Below are 21,705 nucleotides of genomic sequence, written 5' to 3'. Positions count from 1 at the left end.
CGCTTCGCCGCCCGGCTCCGGCGCGAGCGCCAGAACGGCGTCCGGGTCACGAGGCGGCGCCGTCGTGCACCGCGGACGCCCTCCGCTCCTGGTCCCGCACGGGGTCCAGGTCGGCGACGAACACGCGCTGGAGCATGTGCCAGTCCTCGGTGCGCTCGGTGAGCGTCCGGGCGATCACGTCGACCCAGGCCTGGGAGAGGTGGGCGACCTGCTCGGGGCGCGTGCGGACGCCGTCGGGCAGCGGGTCGGGGAGGGTGACCGGGTCGTGGAACTGGATCACGATGCCCCATGGCGTGCGTGCGGCTCGGCGGCGCTCGCCGCTGAGCCGCTCGTAGGTGATGGTCGTGGGGACCAGCGGCGCCTTGGCAGCCAGCGCCAGCGCGGCGGGCCCGGCGGCGACCCGGGCGCGGTGACCGCACAGGTCCACCTCGACGCCCGTCGCCGTCAGGTCGCGGTCGGCGAGCAGCGGAACCAGCCGGTCCCCGCCGAGCACGCCCGCCAGGAGCCCGCGGAACACCTCGCCGTCGCCCAGCCCCAGCGCCTCGATGCCGAGCGACCGGCGGAACGCCACGAACTCGTGGAACAGCGCCTCGGGCTTCAGCTTCTCCGCGACCGTCAGCACCGGCGCGATGTGCCGCGAGCAGTACGCTCCCGCGAGGTCCCAGTTGCCGAGGTGCGCCAGCGCGAGGACCGCTGCGCCCCGGCGGGCTCCCGGCCGGTCGAGGAGCGGGCCCAGGACCTCGTCGTGGCCGACGAGCCGCACCCGGGCGTCGACCTGGGCGGGCGAGGCGCCCTGGAGCGTGAACGCCTCGCGGAAGTAGCGCATGTACGAGCGCATCCCGGCGCGGGCGAGGGCGCGCACGCCCCGCGCGTCCAGGTCCGGGCGCACGCGGGCGTAGTTCGCCTCGAGCCGGCGCACGCCCGAGCCGCGGCGCCACCACGTCACGTCCGCCACGACGGTGAACGCGGCCCGCAGCAGCGGCTCGGGGATCTTCGGCGCGTGGCGCCAGGCCAGCGTGTAGGCCTTCGCGACGTCGATCACTTGGCCGCCACCTCACGGAGCTGGCGCCGGACGGTGCCGACCCGCTGCGCCACGGTCACGAGGCTCGCCGCCGCCAGCAGCCAGAGCACCACGACCGCGACGACGACGGGCAGGCCCACGTCGATGAGGGCCACCGCGAGCAGCGCGATCAGCAGGCGGTCCGCGCGCTCGGCGATGCCGTTGCTCGCCGAGACCCCGACGCTCTCCGCGCGGGCCCGGGCGTACGGGACCACCCCACCCAGGACGAGGCAGGCGAGCGCCGCGAACGTGCCCCACGTGGCGTACGGCTCCTCCGCGCGGAGCACGAACCAGAGCGTGATGCCCACAAAGACCGCACCGTCGGAGACGCGGTCGAGGGTCGAGTCGAGGAAGGCACCCCACGGGCCGGAGCGGCCCTGCGCGCGGGCCATCACGCCGTCGAGCGAGTCGAAGAGGGCGAACACCCCGATCAGGAGGGCGCCGAGGAGAAGGTGCCCCGTCGGCAGGAGCGTGAGCGCCAGAACCGTGACCACGAGCGTGCCGGTGATCGTCACGGCGTCGGGCGACACTCCCAGCCGGGTCAGCACGCGCGCGAGCGGCGTGAACAGCCGGGTCATCGTGGCACGCAGGCCGCGGAACATCAGCTCTCCCCTCGGTCCCACGCCTCCGCCAGCCGGCGGCGTGTGTCTGCCAGCAGCTCCGGCAGGGCCTTCGTCTGCCCCACCACGGGGAGGAAGTTGGCGTCGCCCAGCCAGCGTGGCACCACGTGCTGGTGCAGGTGCGCGGCGATCCCCGCACCCGCGACCTCGCCCTGGTTCAGGCCGAGGTTGAATCCGGACGGGGCGTACGCGGCGCGCAGCGCACGGACCGCTGCCTTCGTCATGGCCGCGAGCTCCGCCGTCTCGCCGTCGTCCAGGTCCGTGTAGTCCGAGACGTGCCGGTACGGCAGGACCATGAGGTGCCCCGAGTTGTACGGGTACAGGTTGAGGAGCGCGAAGCACCGCTCCCCGCGGGCGACGACGAGACCCTGCTCGTCGTCGCCGCGCGGGATGCGGCAGAACGGGCACGACCCCTCGGTCGTGTCGGCGGGCTTGGCCTCCCCGCCGATGTACACCATCCGGTGCGGCGTCCAGAGGCGCTGCATGCCGTCCTCCTGCGGCCCGAAGGCCGAGGCAGGCTCGACGCCGGCTCCGGAGCCGCCTCCCGCTCCAGGGCCGGCTCCCGGACCCGGGGCGACCCGACCGTGCTCGTCCATCCGCGCGTCAGACCTGCACGCGGTCCCGGACCGCCGCCACGACCCGCTCGACCGCCTCGGCGACCGGGACCCCGTTCTCCTGGCGGCCGTCGCGGAACCGGAACGACACCGCGCCCGCGGCCTCGTCCTCGCCGCCCGCGATGAGCGTGAAGGGCACCTTCTCCTTCGAGGCGTTGCGGATCTTCTTGGGGAAGCGGTCGTCGGAGAGGTCCGTCTCCACCCGGATCCCCTCCGCCCGCAGCCGGTCGGCGATCTCCTTGACGTAGCCGTCGAACGCGTCCGCCACGGGGACCAGCTTGACCTGCACCGGGGCGAGCCACACCGGGAACTGGCCGGCGTAGTGCTCGAGCAGCACCGCGAAGAACCGCTCGATCGAGCCGAACAGGGCACGGTGGATCATCACGGGACGCTGGCGCGAGCCGTCGGCCGCCGTGTACTCGAGCTCGAACTTCTCCGGCAGGTTGAAGTCGAGCTGGATGGTCGACATCTGCCAGGTGCGGCCGATGGCGTCCTTCGCCTGCACGGAGATCTTGGGGCCGTAGAACGCGGCGCCGCCCGGGTCGGGCACGAGCTCGAGGCCGGACGCCGTGGCGACCTCCTCCAGCGTGCGGGTCGCCTCCTCCCACGCCTCCTCGCTGCCGACCGACTTCTCCGGGTCCCGCGTGGAGAGCTCCAGGTAGAAGTCGTCGAGGCCGTAGTCCTTGAGGAGGTCGAGGACGAAGGTGAGCGTGGTCGTCAGCTCCTCCTTCATCTGCTCGCGGGTGCAGTAGATGTGGGCATCGTCCTGGGTGAAGCCCCGGGCACGGGTCATGCCGTGGATCACGCCGGACTTCTCGTACCGGTACACCGTGCCGAACTCGAACAGGCGCATCGGGAGCTCGCGGTAGGAGCGGCCGCGCGCGTCGAAGATCAGGTTGTGCATGGGGCAGTTCATGGGCTTCAGGTAGTAGTCCTGGCCCGGCTTGCGGACGGTGCCCTCGTCGTCGAGCTCCTCGTCGAGGTGCATCGGCGGGTACATGCCCTCGGCGTACCAGTCGAGGTGGCCCGAGACCTCGTACAGCCGCGACTTGGTGATGTGCGGGGAGTAGACGAACTCGTAGCCGCCCTCGATGTGCTTCTGGCGCGAGTACTGCTCCATCGCGTTGCGGATCACGCCACCCTTGGGGTGGAACACCGCCAGGCCCGAGCCGATCTCGTCCGGGAAGCTGAACAGGTCCATCTCGTTGCCCAGGCGGCGGTGGTCGCGGCGCTCCGCCTCGGCCAGACGCTCCAGGTACGACTTCAGCTGGTCCTTGGTGGGCCACGCCGTGCCGTAGATGCGCTGCAGCTGCGGGTTCTTCTCGCTGCCCCGCCAGTAGGCCGCGGCCGAGCGCATGAGCTGGAAGCCGTTGGCGATGAGCTTCGTGGTGGGCAGGTGCGGGCCGCGGCACAGGTCCTTCCAGACCACCGTCTCCGACTCGCGCCCGGCTCCGCGGACGTTCTCGTAGATGGTCAGCTCGCCGCCGCCCACCTCGACGTCAGCACCCTCGCCGGCCTCCGACGACGAGCCCTTCAGGCCGATCAGCTCCAGCTTGTACGGCTCGTTCGCGAGCTCGGCGCGCGCCTCCTCCTCGGTGACGACGCGACGGCGGAACGTCTGGCCCTCGTTGACGATGCGCTGCATCGCCTTGTCGAGCGCCTTGAGGTCTTCCGGGGTGAACGGGGTCTCGACGTCGAAGTCGTAGTAGAAGCCGTCCGTGATGGGCGGGCCGATGCCCAGCTTCGCGTCCGGGTTGACCTGCTGGACCGCCTGCGCGAGCACGTGCGCGGCCGAGTGCCGGAGCACCGCCAGGCCGTCGGGCTCGGAGATCGTCACGGGCTCGACGACGGCACCGGCCGGGATGGGCTGGTCCAGGTCCCGCAGGACGCCGTCCACGCGGACCACGACCACGTCGCGGCGGTCGCGGAACAGCTCGGCACCCGTGGTGGCGGTCTCCGTCGTCGTCCCCGTTCCCTCGGTGGCGAGGTCGGTGAGGGTGGGCGGCGATACGACGTCGGACACGTGCGTCTCCTTGTGCTGGGGCGGAGGCCCGCCCGGACGGGTGGTGCGCCGCCGTCGACCGAGGTCGAGGACGGACGAGGGGCGCCGCCCCGGAACGGGGAGCGCCCCTCGATCGTACCGATGCCAGGCATCGGTGACGTACCGGGAGCGGCCGGACCGGCCGCATCCCAGTCCGCGGTCACTGACCGCCGAACTCCTTGGCCTTGTCGGCCGCCGTGTCCACGAAGCCGTCGACGTTGTCGGGCGCGAACTCCTTGAGCTTCTCCGCGGCACCGTCGACGTTCTCGTCGGTCAGGTAGCCCTTCGCCTTCTCGACGTTGTCCGCGTCCGTGACGAAGTCCTTCGCCTTGTCGAACATGTCCCCAAGACCGCCCATGATGGCCTCCTCCGGCTATCGCGGGCACGCCGAACAGCGCCCCCCGCGGGCGGCGGTGTGTCCGCCGCCGTGGAGAACCTACCTACGCCCGGCCGGGTCTGCCACAGGTAGCGCGCACTCGCCAGCGCACGGGGCAGGGTGCTGGGTCGCGGGCGCTCAGGTCCGCCGGCGACGGCGTCAGTCGCCCGCGAACCAGAGGCGCAGGTCCCGGTCCCGCGCGCACGTCCTGGCCAGCACCAGGACCCGGTCCAGCAACCATCGCTCGGCGTGGTCCGACGTGGACGTCCGCACCTGGTCCAGCTCGGACACCAGCTGCTCCATCTCGTCCGACGACAGGACGAGGTCCCCGTACGGGTCGACCCTGCTCAGCATCGGCAGCCCGCTCGCGGCACAGAGCCGCACGAGGATGTCGTCGCTGTCGCTCACGGAGTCCACCTCGGTGAGCTCTTCCCGTCGAGGGCTGCTCCCCCGGCGCGTCACCCGCCGCAGCATCACGTCGGCGCCCATTGGTCGTCCTCCTGTCGGGTCTCACCACAGGGGCCGTCGCCACCGGGGCCCTGCGTCGGTCGGTTGCCCCCGAGCGTGGAACGACGACCGACCGACCCCGCTGTCCCGCGGGCTGCGCTCACCGCGTCAGGCGTGCCACCAGCGAGTCGTGCTGCTCGTCGGTCAGGCCGCCCGTGGCCAGGTAGCCCCGGACGGAGCCGTAGCGGCGGCGCAGGTGGGCGAGCGTCTCGCGCATCACATCGGCCGACGGCGGCACGTCCCGCGCCGGGTGCCGTGGCGGCCGCACGGGCCCGCCGTCGGCCACCGGGGCGCCGTCGGCGACCTGGGCGCCGCCCGCAACCGGCCCGCCCGAGGCGACCGGCCCGCCCGCGGGCACCGGGGCGCTGTCCGGCAGCGCCTTCTCCGCGGCGTAGCGCGGCGCGAGCCGCTCGTTGGTGAGCACGTAGTCCGTGACGATCGCGTCCTCGACGACCCCGGCGAGCGTGAGCGCCATGGCGACCACGAGTCCCGTGCGGTCCTTCCCCGCGGCGCAGTGCACGGCCACGGGGCCGGGAGGAGCGTCGGCGATCGCGGCGACCGCACGGGCGAACAGCGCCGGGCGACGGTCGAGCATGCCCGCGTAGAGATCGGCCCAGGGGCCCTCCTCCCAGTCCTCCGGCTCTTGCACGGGCTGGCTGAGGTAGACCGGGTCTTCCACGAACGGGTGCGGGTATCGCACTGTCTCGAACGGGCGGCGCAGGTCGACGACTCGCGTCACCCCGTAGGCACGGACGGCGGCCACGCCGTCGGGCGTGAGATAGGTCAGGGAGTCGGCGCGGACGAGCGCCCTCTCGCGGACGGTGCCGCCGTCCACGAGAGGGAGTCCGCCCAGGTCACGGGCGTTGAGGCAGTCGGGCCAGGTCAGGTGGAGCGGTGTGTGCGACGTCACCCGCCGACCGTAGCCGGGTATCGGTCCGCGAGGAACTCCTCCCAGGTGATACGGCCATCGGCGTGCTCGGGGGCGAGGTTCGCCCCGGCCCGGACCGCCCGGAACGCACCCCCGGGCAGGGTCATCGGCACGAGGAGCCGACGGCGGCCGGTCGCCTCCAGCACGTCCCGCACCAGGCGCTCCATCGGGTAGGAGCGCGGGCCGGCCAGGTCGGGGACGAGGCCCGCCGGCGCTGCGAGCGCCAGCTCGACCATCCGCTCGCCGACCTCGCTCGCCGCGACAGGCTGGAACCGCACGCCCTTGAAGTAGGGCGCGAGGGGCATCTTCGCGAGCGCCGCCACGGTGGTGTGGACCAGCTCGTGGAACTGGGCCGCCCGGAGCGTGGTCCACGGGATCCCGGACTGCTCGACGACGAGCTCCGCCGCACGCTTGGCCCCGAAGTACCCGAACGTCGCGCGGTCGATGCTGCTCGTCACGGGTACGCGGTCGGCGCCCACCACCGAGATGTAGAGCAGGTGTGCCACGCCGGCCTCCCGGGCCGCGGACACGAGATTCGCTGCCTTGACCTCGTCGCCGGACTGGCTGCCGGCCAGGTGGAGCACGGTGTGGACGCCCGCCACCGCCTCTGCGACGCCGTCGCCGGTGGAGAGGTCGGCGCGCACGTGCTCGACGCCGTCCGGGGTGGCGGCCGGCGCCGCCGTCGTGCCTGGTGCTGTCGCCGAGCCCGGTGCTGTCGCCGAGCCGTCCGGGGCTGCGGCCGGGGCCGGGGCCCCGTGCCGGCTCAGAACGCGTACCGCGCGTCCCTCGCGCCGCAGCCCGTCCACCACGTGCCGACCGAGGGTTCCGGTACCGCCCGTGACCAGGATGAGTCCGTCCATGTCGTGCCTCCGTGTGTCGTGCCGGGCGGTGGAGCCGCCCGGGGCCTGGGGTGTCGATAAGGTGACACCTGCCGACGAAGGGTTGTGACAGGTTGTCCGATGTGCTGGCCATCACGTTCGCCGAGCACCGGACCCGGCTGCGCGGTGTCGCCTACCGGATCCTCGGCTCGCTGGGCGACGCCGAGGACGCGGTGCAGGAGGCGTGGCTGCGGGCCGACGCCGCCGGCACGACGGGGGTCGCGAACGTCCCCGGCTGGCTGACCACCATCACGGCTCGCGTCTGCCTCAACATGCTGCGCGCCCGCCGGTCGCGCCCCGAGGACTTGTTCGACACGCTCCTTCCGGACCCGGTCGTCACGTCGGCCGGCGCCCCGGGGCCCGAGGACGAGGCGCTGCTCGCCGACGCCGTGGGCATGGCGCTCCAGGTGGTGCTCCAGTCGCTGGCGCCCGCCGAGCGTGTGGCGTTCGTGCTGCACGACCTCTTCGCCGTCCCGTTCGACGAGATCGGCGAGCTGCTGGAGCGTTCCCCCGCGGCCGTCCGTCAGCTGGCGAGCCGGGCCCGGCGCCGGGTGCAGGGTGAGGCTCCCGCGCCCGACCCGGACCTCGCCGCCCAGCGAGCGGCCGTGGACGCCTTCTTCGCCGCCGCCCGCGACGGGGACATCGACGGGCTCGTGCGTGTGCTGCACCCCGACGTGGTGCTCCGCGGCGAGGGGGCGACCGGGCCCGGGATCACCGTGGTCCACCGCGGGGCGAGGACGGTCGCGAGCCAGGCCGTGCTGTGGGGCGGGCTCGCCGCCTACGCGCGCCCTGTGCTGGTCAACGGCACCGCCGGCGCTGTGGCGGTCCGGGACGGCCGGGTGCTCTCGGTCATGGCGTTCACCGTGGTGGACGGCCGGATCGTGGCGGCCCACGCCCTCGGGGACCGCGCGCGGCTCGCGCGCCTGGACCTGGCGGAGTTCGCAGGCTGAGGGTTGGCGGCGTCGTGGGCCGTTGGCGACCAGGCACCTGTTCCCCTTCAGCCCTCGACCAGGTAGGTGTTCCCCGTGTGGCGCCCGGACGGGGAACAGCTACCTGGTCGCAGAGGGCCACGGCGGCAGCGGCCACGGCGGCGGCCGGACCGGGCCACCACCGCGGCGGGCCAGGGAGTCCAGGCAGCAACGAGGCGGGGGCCCGACGTCGGACCCCCGCCTCACCTGTCCCCCGCTCCCGTCAGAGGGGGAGGAGGGACAGGACGAGCTCGACAAGCTTCTGGAGCAGCGCAAGCAGTGCGTCCACGCGGAACACCCCCTTCGATGTGCGGTGGTCGACGTCCCGCTGTTCTCGCGGACGCGCCGACGGTAGGCAGCAAGGGGTGAAAAGTGCGCCCGGCGGTTGTGATATCCCGTCACCGGGCACCGACCAACGACGAAAGCCCCCGGACCGTGGTCCGGGGGCCTCGCGTGCGAGGGTGGGCGATACAGGACTCGAACCTGTGACCTCTTCGGTGTGAACGAAGCGCGCTAACCAACTGCGCCAATCGCCCGCTGTGGTGCGGGTCTTCTTGTGGGCGATACTGGGATCGAACCAGTGACCTCTTCCGTGTCAGGGAAGCGCGCTACCGCTGCGCCAATCGCCCATGATTGCGAGGTGGGTACGGGATTCGAACCCGTGTGTACGGCTTTGCAGGCCGCTGCCTCGCCTCTCGGCCAACCCACCGCTGAGACGTCTCTCTCGCCACGGCGGATAGAGCAGAGAGTGGGCCTCCGAGCGGACGACGAGACTCGAACTCGCGACATCCACCTTGGCAAGGTGGTGCTCTACCAACTGAGCTACGTCCGCACGACCAGCAGCCGGGGAGTCATCCCCGGCGTTCCGGCGCGTTCTGAACATTAATCGAACTTCGGCGGGCGCGTCCAATCGCCTGGCCCCCGATAGCGTGGGGAATGTGCCGCCCAGCCCGTCCCAGACCCCCACGAACCGCGCTATCGCGCCGTTTCCACCCCACGCGGACGTGAGCGGCACCACGACGGGGCGTGCCACGACGGGTTGGGCCCGCTTCGGCGGCACCGTCGCGACGGGCGTCGTCGAGTGTGTCGACCTCTCCTCGGAGGCGGCCCGGCTGACCCACGGCACCTGGTTCGTCGTCGCCGACTTCGAAGGGCCGGAACGGGGCGGGCGCGCCCGCGCCTGGCGGTTCGACCAGGTCCGGCCGGAGCCCTCGCCCGACGACGTCCCGCCCGCCCCCTGGCAGGGTCCGCCGGCCGGCGCCTGGCGCAGCTCGCTGGACCGTGCCGGCTACGAGACCGCCGTCGCGCGGGTACGCGATCACGTCCGCGAGGGCGACGTCTACCAGGTCAACGTCTGCCGCGTCCTGGCCGCCCCGCTCCCTGCCGCACCCGACGGCCGCGAGCCCGACGCGCGCGCCCTCGCCCACCGCCTCGCCTCCGGCAACCCGGCACCCTACGCGGCGGCGGTGCACGTCCCGGCGGCCAGCGGCATCGAGCCGGTCTGGGTGGTCAGCGCCTCCCCCGAGCTCTACCTCTCCCTGGAGCGCACCCCGGTCGGCGGCGTCGTGACGTCCGGGCCCATCAAGGGCACCGCCCGCTCCCCGGAAGGGCTCACGGACAAGGACCGCGCCGAGAACATCATGATCACGGACCTGGTCCGCAACGACCTGCAGCGGGTCTGCCGGCCGGGCACCGTCGAGGTCACGGACCTCCTCGCGGTGGAGCAGCACCCCGGCCTGGTGCACCTCGTGTCGCGCGTGCGCGGACTCCTCTCCCCCGACGTCGACCGCTCCCCCGACCTGTGGCGGCTCCTGCTCGACGCGACCTTCCCGCCGGGCTCGGTGTCGGGTGCCCCCAAGTCGTCGGCGCTCCGCCTCATCGGCGAGCTCGAGCCGGTCCCGCGGGGGCCGTACTGCGGCGCCGTCGGCTGGGTCGACGCGGACGAGGGCACCGCCACCCTCGCCGTCGGCATCCGCACCTTCTGGTGGTCCGACGACGTCCCGGCCGGGTCCCGCTCCCCCGGAACCCTGCGCTTCGGCACCGGCGCCGGGATCACGTGGGGGTCCGACCCCGCCGCCGAGTGGCGCGAGACGGAGCTCAAGGCGGCCCGCCTCGTGGGGCTCGCCTCGTCCCCGGACCGACCTACGATGCCGACATGACCATCGGACTCTGGCCCAGCCTCGTGTACACCGACGCTGCCGCCGCCTGCAGCTGGCTCGCCGCGATCGGCTTCACCGAGCACGTCACCTTCAAGGACGAGGAGGACGGGCACCTGCACCACGCCGAGTACCTCTGGCCCGCAGGTGGTGGCGTCATGTTCGGCACCTACCACCCCGACTACCCGGAGTGGCCCGCGCGCCCCGGGACGGGCAACACCTACCTCGTCACCGAGGACGTCGACGCCGTCCACGCCGCCGCGCTCGCCGCGGGAGGCACGTCCGTCCGTGAGCCCGTCGACGAGGACCACGGCCGCAACGCGACGGTCAAGGACCCCGAGGGCAATATGTGGTCGTTCGGGACCTACGTCTCCGCCTGACCTTCCCCGGACAGCAGACCGACCGGACAGCAGACCGAGCCGTCGCACGAGACTGCTTCCAGGCCCGCCGAGGGACTCTTACGCGCACCTGGAAGCAGTCTCGCGCGACGCCTCCGGGCACCCTGCCGTCGTGCTCGGGCGAGGGGGACGACGTCGGGCACACTGGGGAGCATGACGGTCATCTGGACGGACGGGCGCATCGTCGCCCCGGGCGAGGGCGCGCTCAGCGCCGTGGACCACGGAATCACTGTCGGCGACGGCGTCTTCGAGACCCTCGCCGTGTTCGACGGGCAGGCGTTCGCGATGACGCGGCACCTGCGCCGGCTCGCCCGGTCGGCGGCCGGGCTGGGGCTCACGGCCCCGGACGAGGCGAAGGTCCTCGAGGGCGTCAAGGCCGTCCTGGCCGAGGCGGGCAGCAGCGCGGGACGGCTGCGGATCACCGTGACCGCTGGTCAGGGACCGCTCGGCTCCGGCCGGGAGCCCGGCCCGCAGACGGTGGTTGTCGCCGCCGGGCCCGCCGTGATCCATCCGGAGGGGCGCGCCGCGCGCTCACCCTGGGTGCGCAACGAGCGGTCTGCCGTGGCCGGCCTCAAGACGATCTCCTACGCGGAGAACGTGGTGGCGCTCGCCGACGCCGTCGCCAAGGGCGGCGACGAGGCCGTCCTCGCCAACACCCGGGGCGACCTGTGCGAGGGCACCGGATCCAACGTGTTCGTGGAGCGGGGCGGGGAGCTGGTGACGCCGCCGCTGTCGTCGGGCTGCCTCACGGGCATCACGCGCGAGCTGCTGATCGAGTGGGCGGCCGAGGAAGGCCTGCCCGTGCGCGAGGCCGCGCCGGACGAGCTCCCGTTCTCCGTGCTCGACGAGGTGTCCGCGGGCTCGGCCCAGCTGCTGCTCACCGGTTCAGTGCGCAACGTGCAGCCCGTGACCTGGCTCGACGGCGCACAGCTTCCCGTCGGTGAGCTGTCCGCGGCGGCGCGCGAGCTCTTCGAGGCCCGGCGGCGCGAGCGCCTCGATCCCTGACCCGCGGCAACGGAAACTCCGTTTCGCATCGGGTCGGAATTCGGCTAGCATCGTCCACGCACAGCGACGGGCGATTGGCGCAGTTGGTTAGCGCGCTTCGTTCACACCGAAGAGGTCACAGGTTCGAGTCCTGTATCGCCCACCCTCGCACGCGAGGCCCCCGGACCACGGTCCGGGGGCCTTCGTCGTTGGTCGGCTCGCGTGCTCGAATCACACCCATGTAGTTCGCCGCCCCGCTCGTGCCGGCCGACCGGCGGACTCCCGCCCGCGGCGCCCGCGGTCCGATTGGACCTTTGCCCGCTCCGTCCCTTAGTCTTTCCGAGCGCCGGTCCACGGGGGAAGCCCTGGGACAGACCGGTCGCGCGGACGTAGCTCAGTTGGTAGAGCACCACCTTGCCAAGGTGGATGTCGCGAGTTCGAGTCTCGTCGTCCGCTCGGAACCCTCGTGCTCAGGCACCGAGGGGGAGCGAGAACAACCGCACGGTGGAGTGGCCGAGAGGCGAGGCAGCGGCCTGCAAAGCCGTCCACACGGGTTCGAATCCCGTCTCCACCTCGGGCGATTGGCGCAGCGGTAGCGCGCTTCCCTGACACGGAAGAGGTCACTGGTTCGATCCCAGTATCGCCCACGCACGACGAAGGCCCCGGACTCCTGGTCCGGGGCCTTCGTCGTCCACCGGCCGTGGCCGCTGGCACGCACCCTCGCCCTGGCGATGGCGGGCGAGCACCTGGCCCAGGGGCACGACGCGCTCGTGCCGCAGTACCGCTCACGGCGGAGACCGCCGCCCACGCCGTCGAAGGGCTGCTGGGTCTCGAACCGGTGGCTCATCCGGCGTAGCGTCGGAAGCATGTGCCGCAACATCACGACGCTCCGCGGGCTCGAGCCGCCCGCCACCGACGAGGAGATCACGGCTGCCGCCGCGCAGTTCGTGCGCAAGGTCACGGGAGTGACGAAGACCAGCGACGCCACACGCGAGCAGGTCGAGCAGGCCACCGAGGAGATCGCGCAGATCGTGGCGCGGCTGCTCGACGAGCTGCCGGCCCGGCGCCAGCCGCCGGCGACCGTGCCGCCCCTGCGCCGCGAGGAGGTCAAGGCCCGGATCGCCGCCCGGCAGGCCGCGCGCGAGGAACACGAACGCCTCCACGAGCTCGGCATCGAGCACACGCACTGAGGCGCCGGGCCCCGAGCCGGGCCTGGGACCGGCTCAGCCCGCCCTCAGTGCGGGATCCGACGGACGTCCACCGCGATCAGGCGCGGCATCCCCGCCGGCGCCACAGCGCTCAGCGCCAGGTAACGGGCCTCCGCCCGGTGGAGGCGGATGTGCTCGTCCAGCGACCAGTCGGGCCCGTTCGTCAGGACCATGCCGCAGGAGCAGTCGATCTCGACGCGCTCGTCGGGCAGGTGCCGCACCTGGCCCACGGTGACGTGCGACGCGCGCGCGTCAGCCTTGGCGCGGTGCATCGCTGCGCTGACGGGGAGGTGCTCCTGGCTCACGCGGACAAGGCTACGCGCCGCCCGCCCGCGTGAGCCGCTCTGCCCGCCTCACAGCTCTTCAGGGTCGTCCCAGGAGACTCCGCTCGATGCGCCCTCGATCGGTTCGAGCTGCTGCTCGGAGAGCCGGCGGGGCGCCTTGGTGGCGTCGCCTCCGCCCAGCACTGCTCCACGGGCGCCGTCGGCCCGGATCACGCGCGGGGGTGCGAGGCGCGCGTAGGAGGCGATCGACTCGTCGACCCGGTCGGTCGGCGGTCGGGTGGTGGTCGTACTTGCGGGGGTGTCCGCTTCTTCGGTGCTCATGTCCTAGATCTACCAGCCGTGCATGAGGCTCGCCGGTGCAGGCCACGCCGATCGGGCCAGGATCGCGTGGCGATCGGGTGAAGGGCCCCCGGCACGCCGTGCCGTCGCCGAGCAGCGAGCGCCCGCCGGTGTGATGATGCACGGCATGCAGACGTGGCCCGGCCGTTCCTACCCGCTCGGTGCGACGTTCGACGGAGCGGGCACGAATTTCGCCCTCTACTCGAGCGTGGCCGAGCGTGTCGAGCTCTGCCTCATCGGGGACGACGGCACGGAGAAGCGCGTCCCGCTGGGCGAGACCGACGCGGACGTGTGGCACGTGTACCTTCCGGGCGTGGGCCCCGGCACGCGGTACGGCTACCGGGTGCACGGGCCGTACGACCCGGCGTCGGGCCACCGGTGCAACCCGGCCAAGCTCCTGCTCGACCCGTACGCCAAGGCGCTGGACGGCGACATCGACGGCGACGAGTCGCTGTTCTCCTACCGGTTCGACGACCCGTCGGCGGCCACGAAGCCCGGCGCCCCGAGCGACCTCGACTCCGCGGGGCACACGCTCACGTCGGTCGTGGTGAACCCGTTCTTCGACTGGGGGCACGACCGACCGCCGGCCACGCCGTACCACGAGTCGGTCATCTACGAGGCGCACGTGAAGGGCATGACGATGCGCCACCCCGGCGTGCCGGAGGAGCTGCGCGGCACGTACGCGGGGCTGGCGCACCCGGCCGTCGTGGACCACCTGCTGTCGCTCGGCGTGACCGCCGTGGAGCTGATGCCGGTGCACCAGTTCGTCACCGACCCGAGCCTGCTCCCCCGCGGCCTCACGAACTACTGGGGCTACAACACGATCGGCTTCTTCGCGCCGCACAACGGCTACGCGGGCTACGGCCGGCGCGGCGAGCAGGTGATGGAGTTCAAGGCCATGGTCAAGGCCCTGCACGAGGCGGGGATCGAGGTCATCCTCGATGTGGTCTACAACCACACCGCCGAGGGCAACCACATGGGCCCCACGCTGAGCTTCCGCGGCATCGACAACGCCGCCTACTACCGGCTGGTGGACGGCGACGAGGCGCACTACTTCGACACCACGGGCACGGGGAACTCGCTCCTCATGCGCTCCCCCTCGGTGCTGCAGCTCATCATGGACTCGCTGCGCTACTGGGTCGAGGAGATGCACGTCGACGGCTTCCGGTTCGACCTCGCGGCCACCCTCGCCCGTCAGTTCCACGAGGTGGACCGCCTGTCGGCGTTCTTCGACATCGTCCACCAGGACCCCGTGGTCTCCCAGGTCAAGCTGATCGCGGAGCCGTGGGACCTGGGCGACGGCGGGTACCAGGTGGGCGGCTTCCCCTCGCTCTGGACGGAGTGGAACGGCCGCTACCGCGACACGGTGCGCGACTTCTGGCGCGGCGAGCCGGCCACGCTCCCCGAGTTCGCCTCCCGGCTCACCGGGTCGAGCGACCTGTACGAGCACTCGGGCCGCAAGCCGATCGCGTCGATCAACTTCGTCACCGCGCACGACGGCTTCACCCTCGCGGACCTCACCGCGTACGACCAGAAGCACAACGCCGCGAACGGCGAGGGCAACAAGGACGGCGAGAGCCACAACCGGTCGTGGAACTGCGGCGTCGAGGGCCCCACGGACGACCCGGAGGTGAACCGGCTCCGCGCCCGGCAGCGGCGCAACCTCCTCGTCACGCTCCTGCTGTCGCAGGGCGTGCCGATGCTGTCCCACGGCGACGAGGTGGGCCGCACGCAGGAGGGCAACAACAACGCCTACTGCCAGGACAACGAGCTCACGTGGATGGACTGGGACCTGGACGACGAGCGTGCCGCGCTCCTCGACTTCGCCCGTCGGGCGGTGCGGCTGCGCCGCGACCACCCGATCCTGCACCGCCGCCGCTTCTTCGAGGGCCGGGTGGTGTCCGACGGCGGGGGTGCGAACCCCTCCGCGTCCGCCCTGCCGGACATCGAGTGGCTCGACCTCACCGGCGCCCAGATGGACGCGACGGACTGGCAGCAGCGGTACGCACGCACGGTCGCCGTGTTCCTCAACGGGGACGCGATCCCGGAGAAGGACAGCCGCGGCGAGCCGATCGTCGACGACTCCTTCCTGCTGCTGCTCAACGCCCACTCCGAGGACCTGGACTTCACCCTCCCGCCCGGGACGTACGGCGAGCGGTGGACCGTCGTGCTGGACACGGACGGCAACGCCGAGCCCGGGTCGGGCCTCGACGCGGGCGAGGTCCTGAGCGTCTGCGGGCGGAGCGTGGTCGTGCTGACTCGCCCTTCCGGCGTTCGCCGCTAGGCTGTCCGGCGTGACCGGACCGAGGAACGGCGCCGGAGGACCCGCGAGCGGGGCGGGCATGCGCCCCCGTGCCGCCGGGTCGACGCCACCACCCCTGCCGGGACCCGACATCCCCGTGCCAGGTCCCAGGCCTGTGGTGTGGGCACCCCGGGCCAGGATCATCGAGGTGGTCCTCCCCCAGTCCGACGGCGGCGAGGAACGGCTCCCCCTGCGCCTCGTCGGCGCCACGCTCCCCGGGTACTGGGGGGCCGACGGCGAGCTGGCCGCCGGCACGCCCTACGGCTACTCGATCGACGGCGGCGACCTGCTGACCGACCCGCGCAGCGTCTGGCTCCCGGACGGGATCCACGGACCCACCCGCGTGTTCGACCCGGCCTTCGACTGGTCCGACGACGAGTGGACGCCGCCGGACCTGGGTTCCGGCGTGGTCCTCCGGCTCGACGTCGCGACCTTCACCCGCGAGGGCACCCTGGATGCGGCGACGCGGCACCTGCGGTCCGTCGCCGACCTCGGCATCCAGGGCGTCGAGCTCTCCCCCGTGTGCGCGTTCGACCCGGACGAGGGCGCCGCCAAAGGCGTGCGACTCTACTCCGTGCACGAGCCGTACGGCGGGCCCCGCGCGCTGCAGCGCTTCGTGGACACCGCGCACGCCGCGGGCCTCGCCGTCGTCCTCGACATCCCCTACCGGTGGGCCGCCGCGGCGGGTGTCGGCCTCGACGTGTTCGGCCCGTACGCCGTCGGCTCCCCCTCGCCCGTGCGGTCCCGCTCCCGTGGTGGGACGTACCGCCCGGGTGCGGGGCCGGCGTCGGACCGGGTGGCCGCCATGCGGCCCCGCACCGGCCAGATCCCCCTGGTACGCCCGCGCACCGGGCAGATCCCGGTCGTGAGCGGCCGGGGCACGACGCCGTCCGCGCCCACCTTCCGGACCGACGGCGGGAGCCACGCGGCACCCCGCTTCAACCTCGACGGCAGCGGCAGCCGCGGCGTGCGCGACTTCCTGCTCGACGACGCCAAGCACTGGTTCCGCGAGTATCACGTGGACGGCCTGGTCCTCGACGTGGAGGCGCTGACCGACCGCGCCCAGATCCCGTTCCTCGGGGAGCTCGCCGACACCGTGGTCTCCATGGGCGAGGAACGCCAGCGCCGGTTCGCCCTGCTCGTGGACGGCCCCGGCCGCAGCGACCGCCTCGCCACGGTGGTGCACCGGATGCTCACGGCCCCCGGCGACCCGCGCGACATCGACGACCTCCGCCTCCTCGCGGACCAGGTGCACCCGTCCGTGCGGCGGGCGGTGCGCCAGGCGCCGGCTGCCCGCCGGACCCAGCGGAGCGACCGCAGGGCGGGCGCCACCGTGGTCGAGAACATCACGCGGCTCCCCGGGGCGGTGCACACCACGCCCTGGGCCGACCACGACGGCGACCGTCCGCTGCTCGACCTCGAGGACCTGGACTCCCGGGCCAGCCTGCTCGCCTGCTCGGTGCTCGCCGGGACACCCCTCGTGCTCGACACGAGGCACGTCCCCGTCGTGGCCCGGACGGACCGCGACCGGCGGCTCGCCGCCTGGGCCCACCACCTCCTCAAGCTGCGCCACGACACGTCGGACGAGATGGACCTGCCCATGGAGATCCGGGCGTCGGCCGACAACACCGTCGTGGCGGCACTGCGGGGCAAGGGCGCGCTGATCGTCAACGCGGGGAGCGGGCTCGCCGCGGTGCGCCTGCGCACCCTCCTGCGACCCGCCGAGAACGACCTGCAGGCCCCGGCCCCGGCCGCGTTCCGCCTGATCGCGGCGTGGGAGCCGGGCGCGACCCGGCTCGTGGGCGACACGCTCACGATCCCGCCGCGCATGGCCGCCGTCCTCCGCGCGGACTGACGCTCCGCTCACTAGGCTCTGGGTCCATGGCCGCCATTCCGGAAGAGCTCGAACAGCACTGGGACACCGCCCCGCAGGACGCCCTGCGCTGGGTGCCCGGCACGTCGCTCGCCGCGCTCGACTGCGACGCGGCGCCGGGATGGTCCGGCCGCAAGACGGAGGGCACGGCCCTGGTGGCCGGCCGCGCCGAGGAGCTGGCCGACCTGCAGGAGCGGCTCTTCGCCCACGGCCGGTCCGGCGGAGACCGCTCGGCGCTCCTCGTCCTGCAGGGTCTCGACACGTCGGGCAAGGGCGGGATCGTGCGGCACGTCGTAGGCCTCGTGGACCCGCAGGGCGTGGAGCACCGCGGTTTCGGTGTGCCTACCGAGGAGGAGCGCGCCCACGGCTATCTCTGGCGGGTGCGGAACGCGCTGCCTCGGCCGGGCTACCTCGGCGTCTTCGACCGGTCGCACCACGAGCAGGTCCTGGTGGTCCGTGTGGACGGGCTGGAGCCCGAGGACGAGTGGCGGGGCCACTACGACGAGCTCGTCGCGTTCGAGAAGGAGATCGCCGGGCGCGGCACCGCGATCGTCAAGGTGGCGCTGATGGTCTCGGCAGCCGAGCAGAAGGCGCGCCTCGCCGAGCGGCTGGAGCGCCCCGACAAGCACTGGAAGTACAACCCGGGCGACGTGGACGTGCACCGGCGGTACGGCGACTACGTCGCCGCCTACCAGGAGATGCTCGACCGCACCTCCACGCCGGAGGCGCCCTGGTACGTGGTGCCCGCCGACAAGAAGTGGTACGCCCGCCTCGCCGTCACCGAGCTGCTGCTCGGCGCGCTGCGTGGCCTGGGCCTCGGCTGGCCGCCCGCCGACTTCGACGTCGAGGCGGAGAAGGCCCGGCTCGCGGCGGCCTGATCAGGCCTGGGCGAGGTGGCGGCCGTCCTCCGCCAGGGCACCGAGCCGCGAGAGCGCCCGGTAGTACTTCTTGCGGTAGCCGCCCCGGAGCATCTCGTCGGTGAAGACCCCGGCCGAGCCCTGGCCCGCCAGCAGGACGGGCACGTCACGGTCGTACAGGCGGTCCACGAGCACCACGAGGCGGAGCGCGACCTCCTGGCGGGTCACCGGGTGGACGTCGGTGAGCGCGACGAGGCCGATGCCGTCGAGCATCGCGCCGTACCGGCTGGGGTGCACCGTCGCGAGGTGCGCGAGGACGTCGTCGAACCGGTCGAGGGTGGCGTCGGGGCGGGTCGCGGCCGCGGCGGTCACCGCCTCCTCGTCGAGCGGCGCCGCGTCCGTCACCACCGCCCGGTGCCGGTAGTCCTCGCCGTCCACCCGCATGACCTCGAACCGGTCCGCGAGCGCCGTGATCTCCCGCTGGAAGTCCTGGGCGGCGAAGCGGCCCTCGCCGAGCGCGTCGGGGAGGGTGTTGGAGGTGGCGGCGAGGGCGACGCCGCGGTCGGCGAGCTCGCGCAGGAGGCGCGACATGAGGGTGGTGTCCCCGGCGTCGTCGAGCTCGAACTCGTCGATGCAGACGAGCTTCTTGGCGGCGAGCGCCTCGACGGTGGGGTGGAAGCCGAGCGCGCCGACGAGGTTGGTGTACTCGACGAACGTGCCGTACGCGGCGGCGTCGGCGCCGAGGGCCGCGCGCACGGCGTGCGTGAGGGAGGTGAGGAGGTGGGTCTTGCCCACCCCGAAGCCGCCGTCGAGGTACACCGCGGGTGCGGCCTTGCGCCGTCCGAACAGCCCGCGGCGCGGGGCGGAGATCTCGGCCGCGACCGCTTCGAGCCGGGTGAGGGTGCTCGCCTGGCTCGGGTAGGCCGGGTTGGCCCGGTAGGTCGCGAAGCGCGCGTCGGCGAAGTGCGGCGGCGGGACGAGGTCGGCCACGAGCCGGTCGGCAGGTACGACGGGCCGGACTCCCGCGAGGGTGCGGGTGGCGACGTCGTTCTGAGCGAGGGTCACGATCCCCAGATTACCGGCGGCCCGCCGCGGCCCGGGCCCCCAGAGACCAAGGTCACACGGCGTGGCGGCTCACGACCCGCCGAGGTGCACGACGGCGTCCGCGCCCGGCCGGTCGACCAGCTCGCCGACCGCCTGAGCCACCCGGGCGGGGTCCACGGTGCGCTCCGGCGACTCGTTCCGGTCGTCCTCGGCCACGGCGTCGTCGATGACGAGCTCGTGGAAGCGGACGCCCCGGGCGGTGCCGAGCTCGTCCTGCTCCTGGCGCAGCACGCGCACGAGCATCGAGAGCCCGGCCCCGGTGACGCTGATGGCGCCGGACCCGGCCATCGCCTGGTAGGACGCCGCGCCGTTCAGCACCACGTACGGCGCACCGCCGGGCATCGCGGCGGAGGCCAGCAGCGGCACGACGACGCGCGCGGCGTCGAGGTGCGCCGTGAGGTGGCTGGCCAGCGTCTCCCGCCACACCACGGGGTCGAGCTCCAGCACTGCGGCGCCCTTCTGCCAGCCGCCGATCGAGACGACCGCGGCACCCGGCAGGGCGAGACCCGAGGCCGCGCACGTCTCGCGCACGGCCTCGGGCAGCCCTGGCAGCTCGCCGTAGGCGACGTGGTGCACCCGCGGGGGCCCCAGGGCGTCGGGCAGCCTGCGCCGCGAGGCGGCCAGGACGACCCGGCCGCTCGCGGCGAGGCCGCGCACGACGTGCCCGCCGACGAACCCGCCGGCACCGACGACGAGCACCGGGCCGATGCTCTCAGGTCCAGTAGGGCGGTCTGGCATAGAGGGTTCCACTCTCCTGGTCCTTCACGACAGAGGGAAGCTGAGCCTGGGCGATTCGTGGCAGGTGGATCCCGAACGACGCAGGCATGAGGCGCTTCAGGTCGTTCGAGTGTCGCCCCGGCGGGAACGCGGCAACGGCAAAGTAGCCGGGAAGTCTCTGCGCCATTGTCACGGCCGGCACCAGGTCACTGTCGGCGCTGATGATCAGTGCGTCCTGACACCGTCCCGCGAGGGCATCAGCCACGATCTCCGTCGCGATATTGACGTCAGTCTGCTTTTCCTCGTAATGGGGCCGAACGTGTCCGCACGACCGGCACGCGACCATTCGCTTCTGGTAGCGGCCGAGAGTGATGGTGAGAAGCCCGGGGTTCTGCGCCCGAAGCGCATTGAGGTAGTTCTCCTGGCGCGACAGCGCGGCTGGCTGATCCAGGACGTGCGCGGTGAAGTACTTCACCTGGACGAGCCGGCTACGGGGTCGGAGCCGGCGCGTGAGGTCCACGACGTCCAACCACAACTTCCTGCGCCGGGTGACCTCGTGCAGGCCGTGGTAGAGGTTGAAGCCATCGATGTACGCGATGAGGTTCCGGCCGGTCACTCGCCCCACACTCTCGTTCGAGTCCTTGGCGATCAGCCTGTTGGCCAGCCACCCCCAAGGAGGCTATAGGAGGCGCACCCATGCCGCCTGCCCTAGACATCCCGGCCCGCCGCGACTATCGTCGGTGCATACCACCCCAGGGAGTAACGGCCCTGGACCCAGCGGCCTCCTTCGGGAGGCCGCTTTTGTTTGCCCGGGTCTCAGCGCGATCCCGCGGATCCAAGCCGCACGGGCATGAGCAGGCTCCGGTCTTCGGGGCGGTCCCGGCGCGCCACCGTCAGCGCGCCGCGCGCCGCGTCGAGCGACAGCGCCACCTCGTCGCCCCCTGACGCGGCGAGCGCCTGGAGGAGGTAGGCGCGGTCGAACACGACCGCACCGGGCGTGGCGGGTTGGACGACGTCGACGCGGTGGTCGCTCAGGCGCACCGCTCAGACATGGACCTGATTCTGAGCCCTCGACCTGGTCGAGGGTCACACCGGCCGCTTGGTCGCCGACCCGGCCAGGCCCATCAGGGCAGTGGTCCCGGCGACAGCGCACGACAGCAGGCCGGCCGCGCAGACGCCTGCCGCGAACCCGGCGGAGGTCACCGAGGCCAGCACGCCCAGGGCCCCGCGGACCACGCTCGCCGCGTCGAGGAGCCACAGCGACGCCCCGTGCCCCAGCACGACGACCGCGAGCCCTGCCAAGACGGCGAGCATCGTCGCATCGCCCAGGATCATGATGCGGCGGGCGCCGAACCGGTCGGCCACGGTGCCGCCGAGCAACAGCAGGACGACGGTCGGCACGCTGCCGGCCGCGAGCACCAGGCCCGCTGCCGCGCCGCCGTACCGGCCGCGGCCCAGCCGACGGCGAAGCCGATGACCACGTCGCCGAGC

General features: G+C 73.0%; 23 protein-coding genes and 8 tRNA genes. 12 read left to right on the top strand and 19 right to left on the bottom strand.

Features of this window, described 5'->3' with window-relative positions; translation table 11 throughout:
- Positions 1-46: 46 nt before the first annotated feature.
- The 8 genes from D1350_RS20165 to D1350_RS20130 all read right to left on the bottom strand — a co-directional run bounded on the left by D1350_RS20165 (position 47) and on the right by D1350_RS20130 (position 7,006).
- Complete coding sequence (locus D1350_RS20165; protein ID WP_125777833.1) at positions 47-1,042, bottom strand: phosphatidylinositol mannoside acyltransferase; 996 nt, start codon at positions 1,040-1,042, stop codon at positions 47-49.
- Positions 1,039-1,662 carry a phosphatidylinositol phosphate synthase gene (gene pgsA / locus D1350_RS20160; RefSeq protein WP_125777832.1) on the bottom strand — a complete coding sequence of 208 codons (624 nt, stop codon included), beginning with the start codon at positions 1,660-1,662 and terminating at the stop codon, positions 1,039-1,041. The genes D1350_RS20165 and pgsA overlap by 4 nt, the downstream gene beginning before the upstream one ends.
- Positions 1,662-2,165 (bottom strand): HIT family protein, encoded by a 504-nt coding sequence (locus tag D1350_RS20155; protein WP_240644239.1) that lies wholly within the window; start codon positions 2,163-2,165, stop codon positions 1,662-1,664. The genes pgsA and D1350_RS20155 overlap by 1 nt, the downstream gene beginning before the upstream one ends.
- Positions 2,166-2,283: 118 nt before the next feature.
- Positions 2,284-4,317 (bottom strand): threonine--tRNA ligase, encoded by a 2,034-nt coding sequence (gene thrS, locus D1350_RS20150; protein WP_125777830.1) that lies wholly within the window; start codon positions 4,315-4,317, stop codon positions 2,284-2,286.
- A 178-nt stretch (positions 4,318-4,495) separates the two neighbouring features.
- The gene (locus tag D1350_RS20145) at positions 4,496-4,693 is read right to left on the bottom strand and encodes a hypothetical protein (RefSeq protein ID WP_125777829.1); all 198 of its coding nucleotides are present in this window, start codon (positions 4,691-4,693) and stop codon (positions 4,496-4,498) included.
- 177 nt (positions 4,694-4,870) lie between these two features.
- Positions 4,871-5,200 carry a hypothetical protein gene (locus D1350_RS20140; RefSeq protein ID WP_125777828.1) on the bottom strand — a complete coding sequence of 110 codons (330 nt, stop codon included), beginning with the start codon at positions 5,198-5,200 and terminating at the stop codon, positions 4,871-4,873.
- A 118-nt stretch (positions 5,201-5,318) separates the two neighbouring features.
- Positions 5,319-6,128 carry a tyrosine-protein phosphatase gene (locus D1350_RS20135; protein WP_164545248.1) on the bottom strand — a complete coding sequence of 270 codons (810 nt, stop codon included), beginning with the start codon at positions 6,126-6,128 and terminating at the stop codon, positions 5,319-5,321.
- Positions 6,125-7,006: an SDR family oxidoreductase gene (locus D1350_RS20130; protein WP_125777826.1), complete on the bottom strand. Its 882-nt coding sequence runs from the start codon at positions 7,004-7,006 to the stop codon at positions 6,125-6,127. The genes D1350_RS20135 and D1350_RS20130 overlap by 4 nt, the downstream gene beginning before the upstream one ends.
- Before the next feature lie 101 nt (positions 7,007-7,107).
- Between D1350_RS20130 and D1350_RS20125 the strand changes: the two genes are divergently transcribed.
- A complete protein-coding gene (locus D1350_RS20125; RefSeq protein ID WP_240644238.1) occupies positions 7,108-7,974 on the top strand; it encodes a sigma-70 family RNA polymerase sigma factor in 867 nt (288 codons plus the stop codon).
- Positions 7,975-8,454: 480 nt separating this feature from the next.
- On the opposite strand, the gene D1350_RS20120 is transcribed toward D1350_RS20125, so the two are convergent.
- From D1350_RS20120 to D1350_RS20105, 4 genes are all read right to left on the bottom strand, one after another.
- Positions 8,455-8,528, bottom strand: a tRNA-Val gene (locus tag D1350_RS20120).
- A gap of 21 nt (positions 8,529-8,549) precedes the next feature.
- Positions 8,550-8,621, bottom strand: a tRNA-Val gene (locus tag D1350_RS20115).
- A 9-nt stretch (positions 8,622-8,630) separates the two neighbouring features.
- Positions 8,631-8,701 (bottom strand) — tRNA-Cys (locus D1350_RS20110).
- A gap of 50 nt (positions 8,702-8,751) precedes the next feature.
- Positions 8,752-8,824, bottom strand: a tRNA-Gly gene (locus D1350_RS20105).
- A 172-nt stretch (positions 8,825-8,996) separates the two neighbouring features.
- Between D1350_RS20105 and D1350_RS20100 the strand changes: the two genes are divergently transcribed.
- The 8 genes from D1350_RS20100 (at position 8,997) to D1350_RS20065 (ending at position 12,720) form a co-directional block, all read left to right on the top strand.
- Positions 8,997-10,151, top strand: a complete 1,155-nt coding sequence (locus tag D1350_RS20100; protein ID WP_125777824.1) for a chorismate-binding protein — start codon at positions 8,997-8,999, stop codon at positions 10,149-10,151.
- Complete coding sequence (locus D1350_RS20095) at positions 10,148-10,528, top strand: VOC family protein (protein ID WP_125777823.1); 381 nt, start codon at positions 10,148-10,150, stop codon at positions 10,526-10,528. Before D1350_RS20100 ends, D1350_RS20095 begins: the two co-directional genes overlap by 4 nt.
- A gap of 171 nt (positions 10,529-10,699) precedes the next feature.
- Positions 10,700-11,551, top strand: coding sequence for an aminotransferase class IV (locus D1350_RS20090; RefSeq protein ID WP_125777822.1), 852 nt, complete (start codon positions 10,700-10,702; stop codon positions 11,549-11,551).
- 68 nt (positions 11,552-11,619) lie between these two features.
- Positions 11,620-11,693: transfer RNA gene (locus D1350_RS20085), tRNA-Val, on the top strand.
- A gap of 220 nt (positions 11,694-11,913) precedes the next feature.
- A tRNA-Gly gene (locus D1350_RS20080) sits at positions 11,914-11,986 on the top strand.
- Positions 11,987-12,033: 47 nt separating this feature from the next.
- Positions 12,034-12,104 (top strand) — tRNA-Cys (locus tag D1350_RS20075).
- A 1-nt stretch (position 12,105) separates the two neighbouring features.
- A tRNA-Val gene (locus D1350_RS20070) sits at positions 12,106-12,177 on the top strand.
- A 219-nt stretch (positions 12,178-12,396) separates the two neighbouring features.
- A complete protein-coding gene (locus D1350_RS20065) occupies positions 12,397-12,720 on the top strand; it encodes a DUF2277 domain-containing protein (protein ID WP_125777821.1) in 324 nt (107 codons plus the stop codon).
- 44 nt (positions 12,721-12,764) lie between these two features.
- On the opposite strand, the gene D1350_RS20060 is transcribed toward D1350_RS20065, so the two are convergent.
- Both D1350_RS20060 and D1350_RS20055 read right to left on the bottom strand, forming a co-directional pair.
- Entirely contained in the window at positions 12,765-13,010 is a 246-nt protein-coding gene (locus tag D1350_RS20060; protein WP_125777849.1) for a hypothetical protein, read from the bottom strand.
- Between the two features lie 81 nt (positions 13,011-13,091).
- The gene (locus tag D1350_RS20055) at positions 13,092-13,343 is read right to left on the bottom strand and encodes a hypothetical protein (protein WP_125777820.1); all 252 of its coding nucleotides are present in this window, start codon (positions 13,341-13,343) and stop codon (positions 13,092-13,094) included.
- Between the two features lie 145 nt (positions 13,344-13,488).
- Between D1350_RS20055 and glgX the strand changes: the two genes are divergently transcribed.
- From glgX to D1350_RS20040, 3 genes are read left to right on the top strand one after another with little or no spacing between them, the layout of a single operon-like run.
- Entirely contained in the window at positions 13,489-15,645 is a 2,157-nt protein-coding gene (gene glgX / locus D1350_RS20050) for a glycogen debranching protein GlgX (RefSeq protein WP_125777819.1), read from the top strand.
- Positions 15,646-15,655: 10 nt separating this feature from the next.
- Positions 15,656-17,518, top strand: coding sequence for an alpha-amylase family protein (locus D1350_RS20045; RefSeq protein WP_125777818.1), 1,863 nt, complete (start codon positions 15,656-15,658; stop codon positions 17,516-17,518).
- Between the two features lie 26 nt (positions 17,519-17,544).
- Positions 17,545-18,414: a PPK2 family polyphosphate kinase gene (locus D1350_RS20040; RefSeq protein WP_125777817.1), complete on the top strand. Its 870-nt coding sequence runs from the start codon at positions 17,545-17,547 to the stop codon at positions 18,412-18,414.
- Here D1350_RS20040 and zapE read toward each other — a convergent pair whose 3' ends face one another.
- The 5 genes from zapE to D1350_RS20015 form a co-directional block, all read right to left on the bottom strand.
- A complete protein-coding gene (gene zapE, locus D1350_RS20035; protein ID WP_240644237.1) occupies positions 18,415-19,458 on the bottom strand; it encodes a cell division protein ZapE in 1,044 nt (347 codons plus the stop codon).
- A 69-nt stretch (positions 19,459-19,527) separates the two neighbouring features.
- Entirely contained in the window at positions 19,528-20,235 is a 708-nt protein-coding gene (locus tag D1350_RS20030) for a hypothetical protein (protein ID WP_125777815.1), read from the bottom strand.
- Positions 20,210-20,830, bottom strand: coding sequence for an NYN domain-containing protein (locus D1350_RS20025; RefSeq protein WP_206074614.1), 621 nt, complete (start codon positions 20,828-20,830; stop codon positions 20,210-20,212). Before D1350_RS20025 ends, D1350_RS20030 begins: the two co-directional genes overlap by 26 nt.
- A gap of 200 nt (positions 20,831-21,030) precedes the next feature.
- Positions 21,031-21,255, bottom strand: coding sequence for a hypothetical protein (locus D1350_RS20020; RefSeq protein ID WP_125777813.1), 225 nt, complete (start codon positions 21,253-21,255; stop codon positions 21,031-21,033).
- A gap of 45 nt (positions 21,256-21,300) precedes the next feature.
- Entirely contained in the window at positions 21,301-21,615 is a 315-nt protein-coding gene (locus D1350_RS20015) for a hypothetical protein (protein ID WP_125777812.1), read from the bottom strand.
- Between the last annotated feature and the right edge of the window lie 90 nt (positions 21,616-21,705).

The sequence above is a fragment of the Antribacter gilvus genome (genome assembly GCF_003946865.1).
In the GTDB taxonomy this organism is placed as follows: domain Bacteria; phylum Actinomycetota; class Actinomycetes; order Actinomycetales; family Cellulomonadaceae; genus Antribacter; species Antribacter gilvus.
This window is presented reverse-complemented; position numbering and strand designations above follow the sequence as displayed.

Excerpts from the sequence above, each read along its gene's own strand:
- D1350_RS20030 (WP_125777815.1), bottom strand. The coding sequence starts at position 20,235 with ATGCCAGACCGCCCTACTGGACCTGAGAGCATCGGCCCGGTGCTCGTC.
- D1350_RS20145 (WP_125777829.1), bottom strand. The coding sequence starts at position 4,693 with ATGGGCGGTCTTGGGGACATGTTCGACAAGGCGAAGGACTTCGTCACG.
- D1350_RS20140 (WP_125777828.1), bottom strand. The coding sequence starts at position 5,200 with ATGGGCGCCGACGTGATGCTGCGGCGGGTGACGCGCCGGGGGAGCAGC.
- D1350_RS20065 (WP_125777821.1), top strand. The coding sequence starts at position 12,397 with ATGTGCCGCAACATCACGACGCTCCGCGGGCTCGAGCCGCCCGCCACC.
- glgX (WP_125777819.1), top strand. The coding sequence starts at position 13,489 with ATGCAGACGTGGCCCGGCCGTTCCTACCCGCTCGGTGCGACGTTCGAC.
- pgsA (WP_125777832.1), bottom strand. The coding sequence starts at position 1,662 with ATGTTCCGCGGCCTGCGTGCCACGATGACCCGGCTGTTCACGCCGCTC.
- D1350_RS20060 (WP_125777849.1), bottom strand. The coding sequence starts at position 13,010 with ATGCACCGCGCCAAGGCTGACGCGCGCGCGTCGCACGTCACCGTGGGC.
- D1350_RS20155 (WP_240644239.1), bottom strand. The coding sequence starts at position 2,165 with ATGCAGCGCCTCTGGACGCCGCACCGGATGGTGTACATCGGCGGGGAG.
- D1350_RS20055 (WP_125777820.1), bottom strand. The coding sequence starts at position 13,343 with ATGAGCACCGAAGAAGCGGACACCCCCGCAAGTACGACCACCACCCGA.
- D1350_RS20130 (WP_125777826.1), bottom strand. The coding sequence starts at position 7,006 with ATGGACGGACTCATCCTGGTCACGGGCGGTACCGGAACCCTCGGTCGG.
- D1350_RS20040 (WP_125777817.1), top strand. The coding sequence starts at position 17,545 with ATGGCCGCCATTCCGGAAGAGCTCGAACAGCACTGGGACACCGCCCCG.
- D1350_RS20090 (WP_125777822.1), top strand. The coding sequence starts at position 10,700 with ATGACGGTCATCTGGACGGACGGGCGCATCGTCGCCCCGGGCGAGGGC.
- D1350_RS20095 (WP_125777823.1), top strand. The coding sequence starts at position 10,148 with ATGACCATCGGACTCTGGCCCAGCCTCGTGTACACCGACGCTGCCGCC.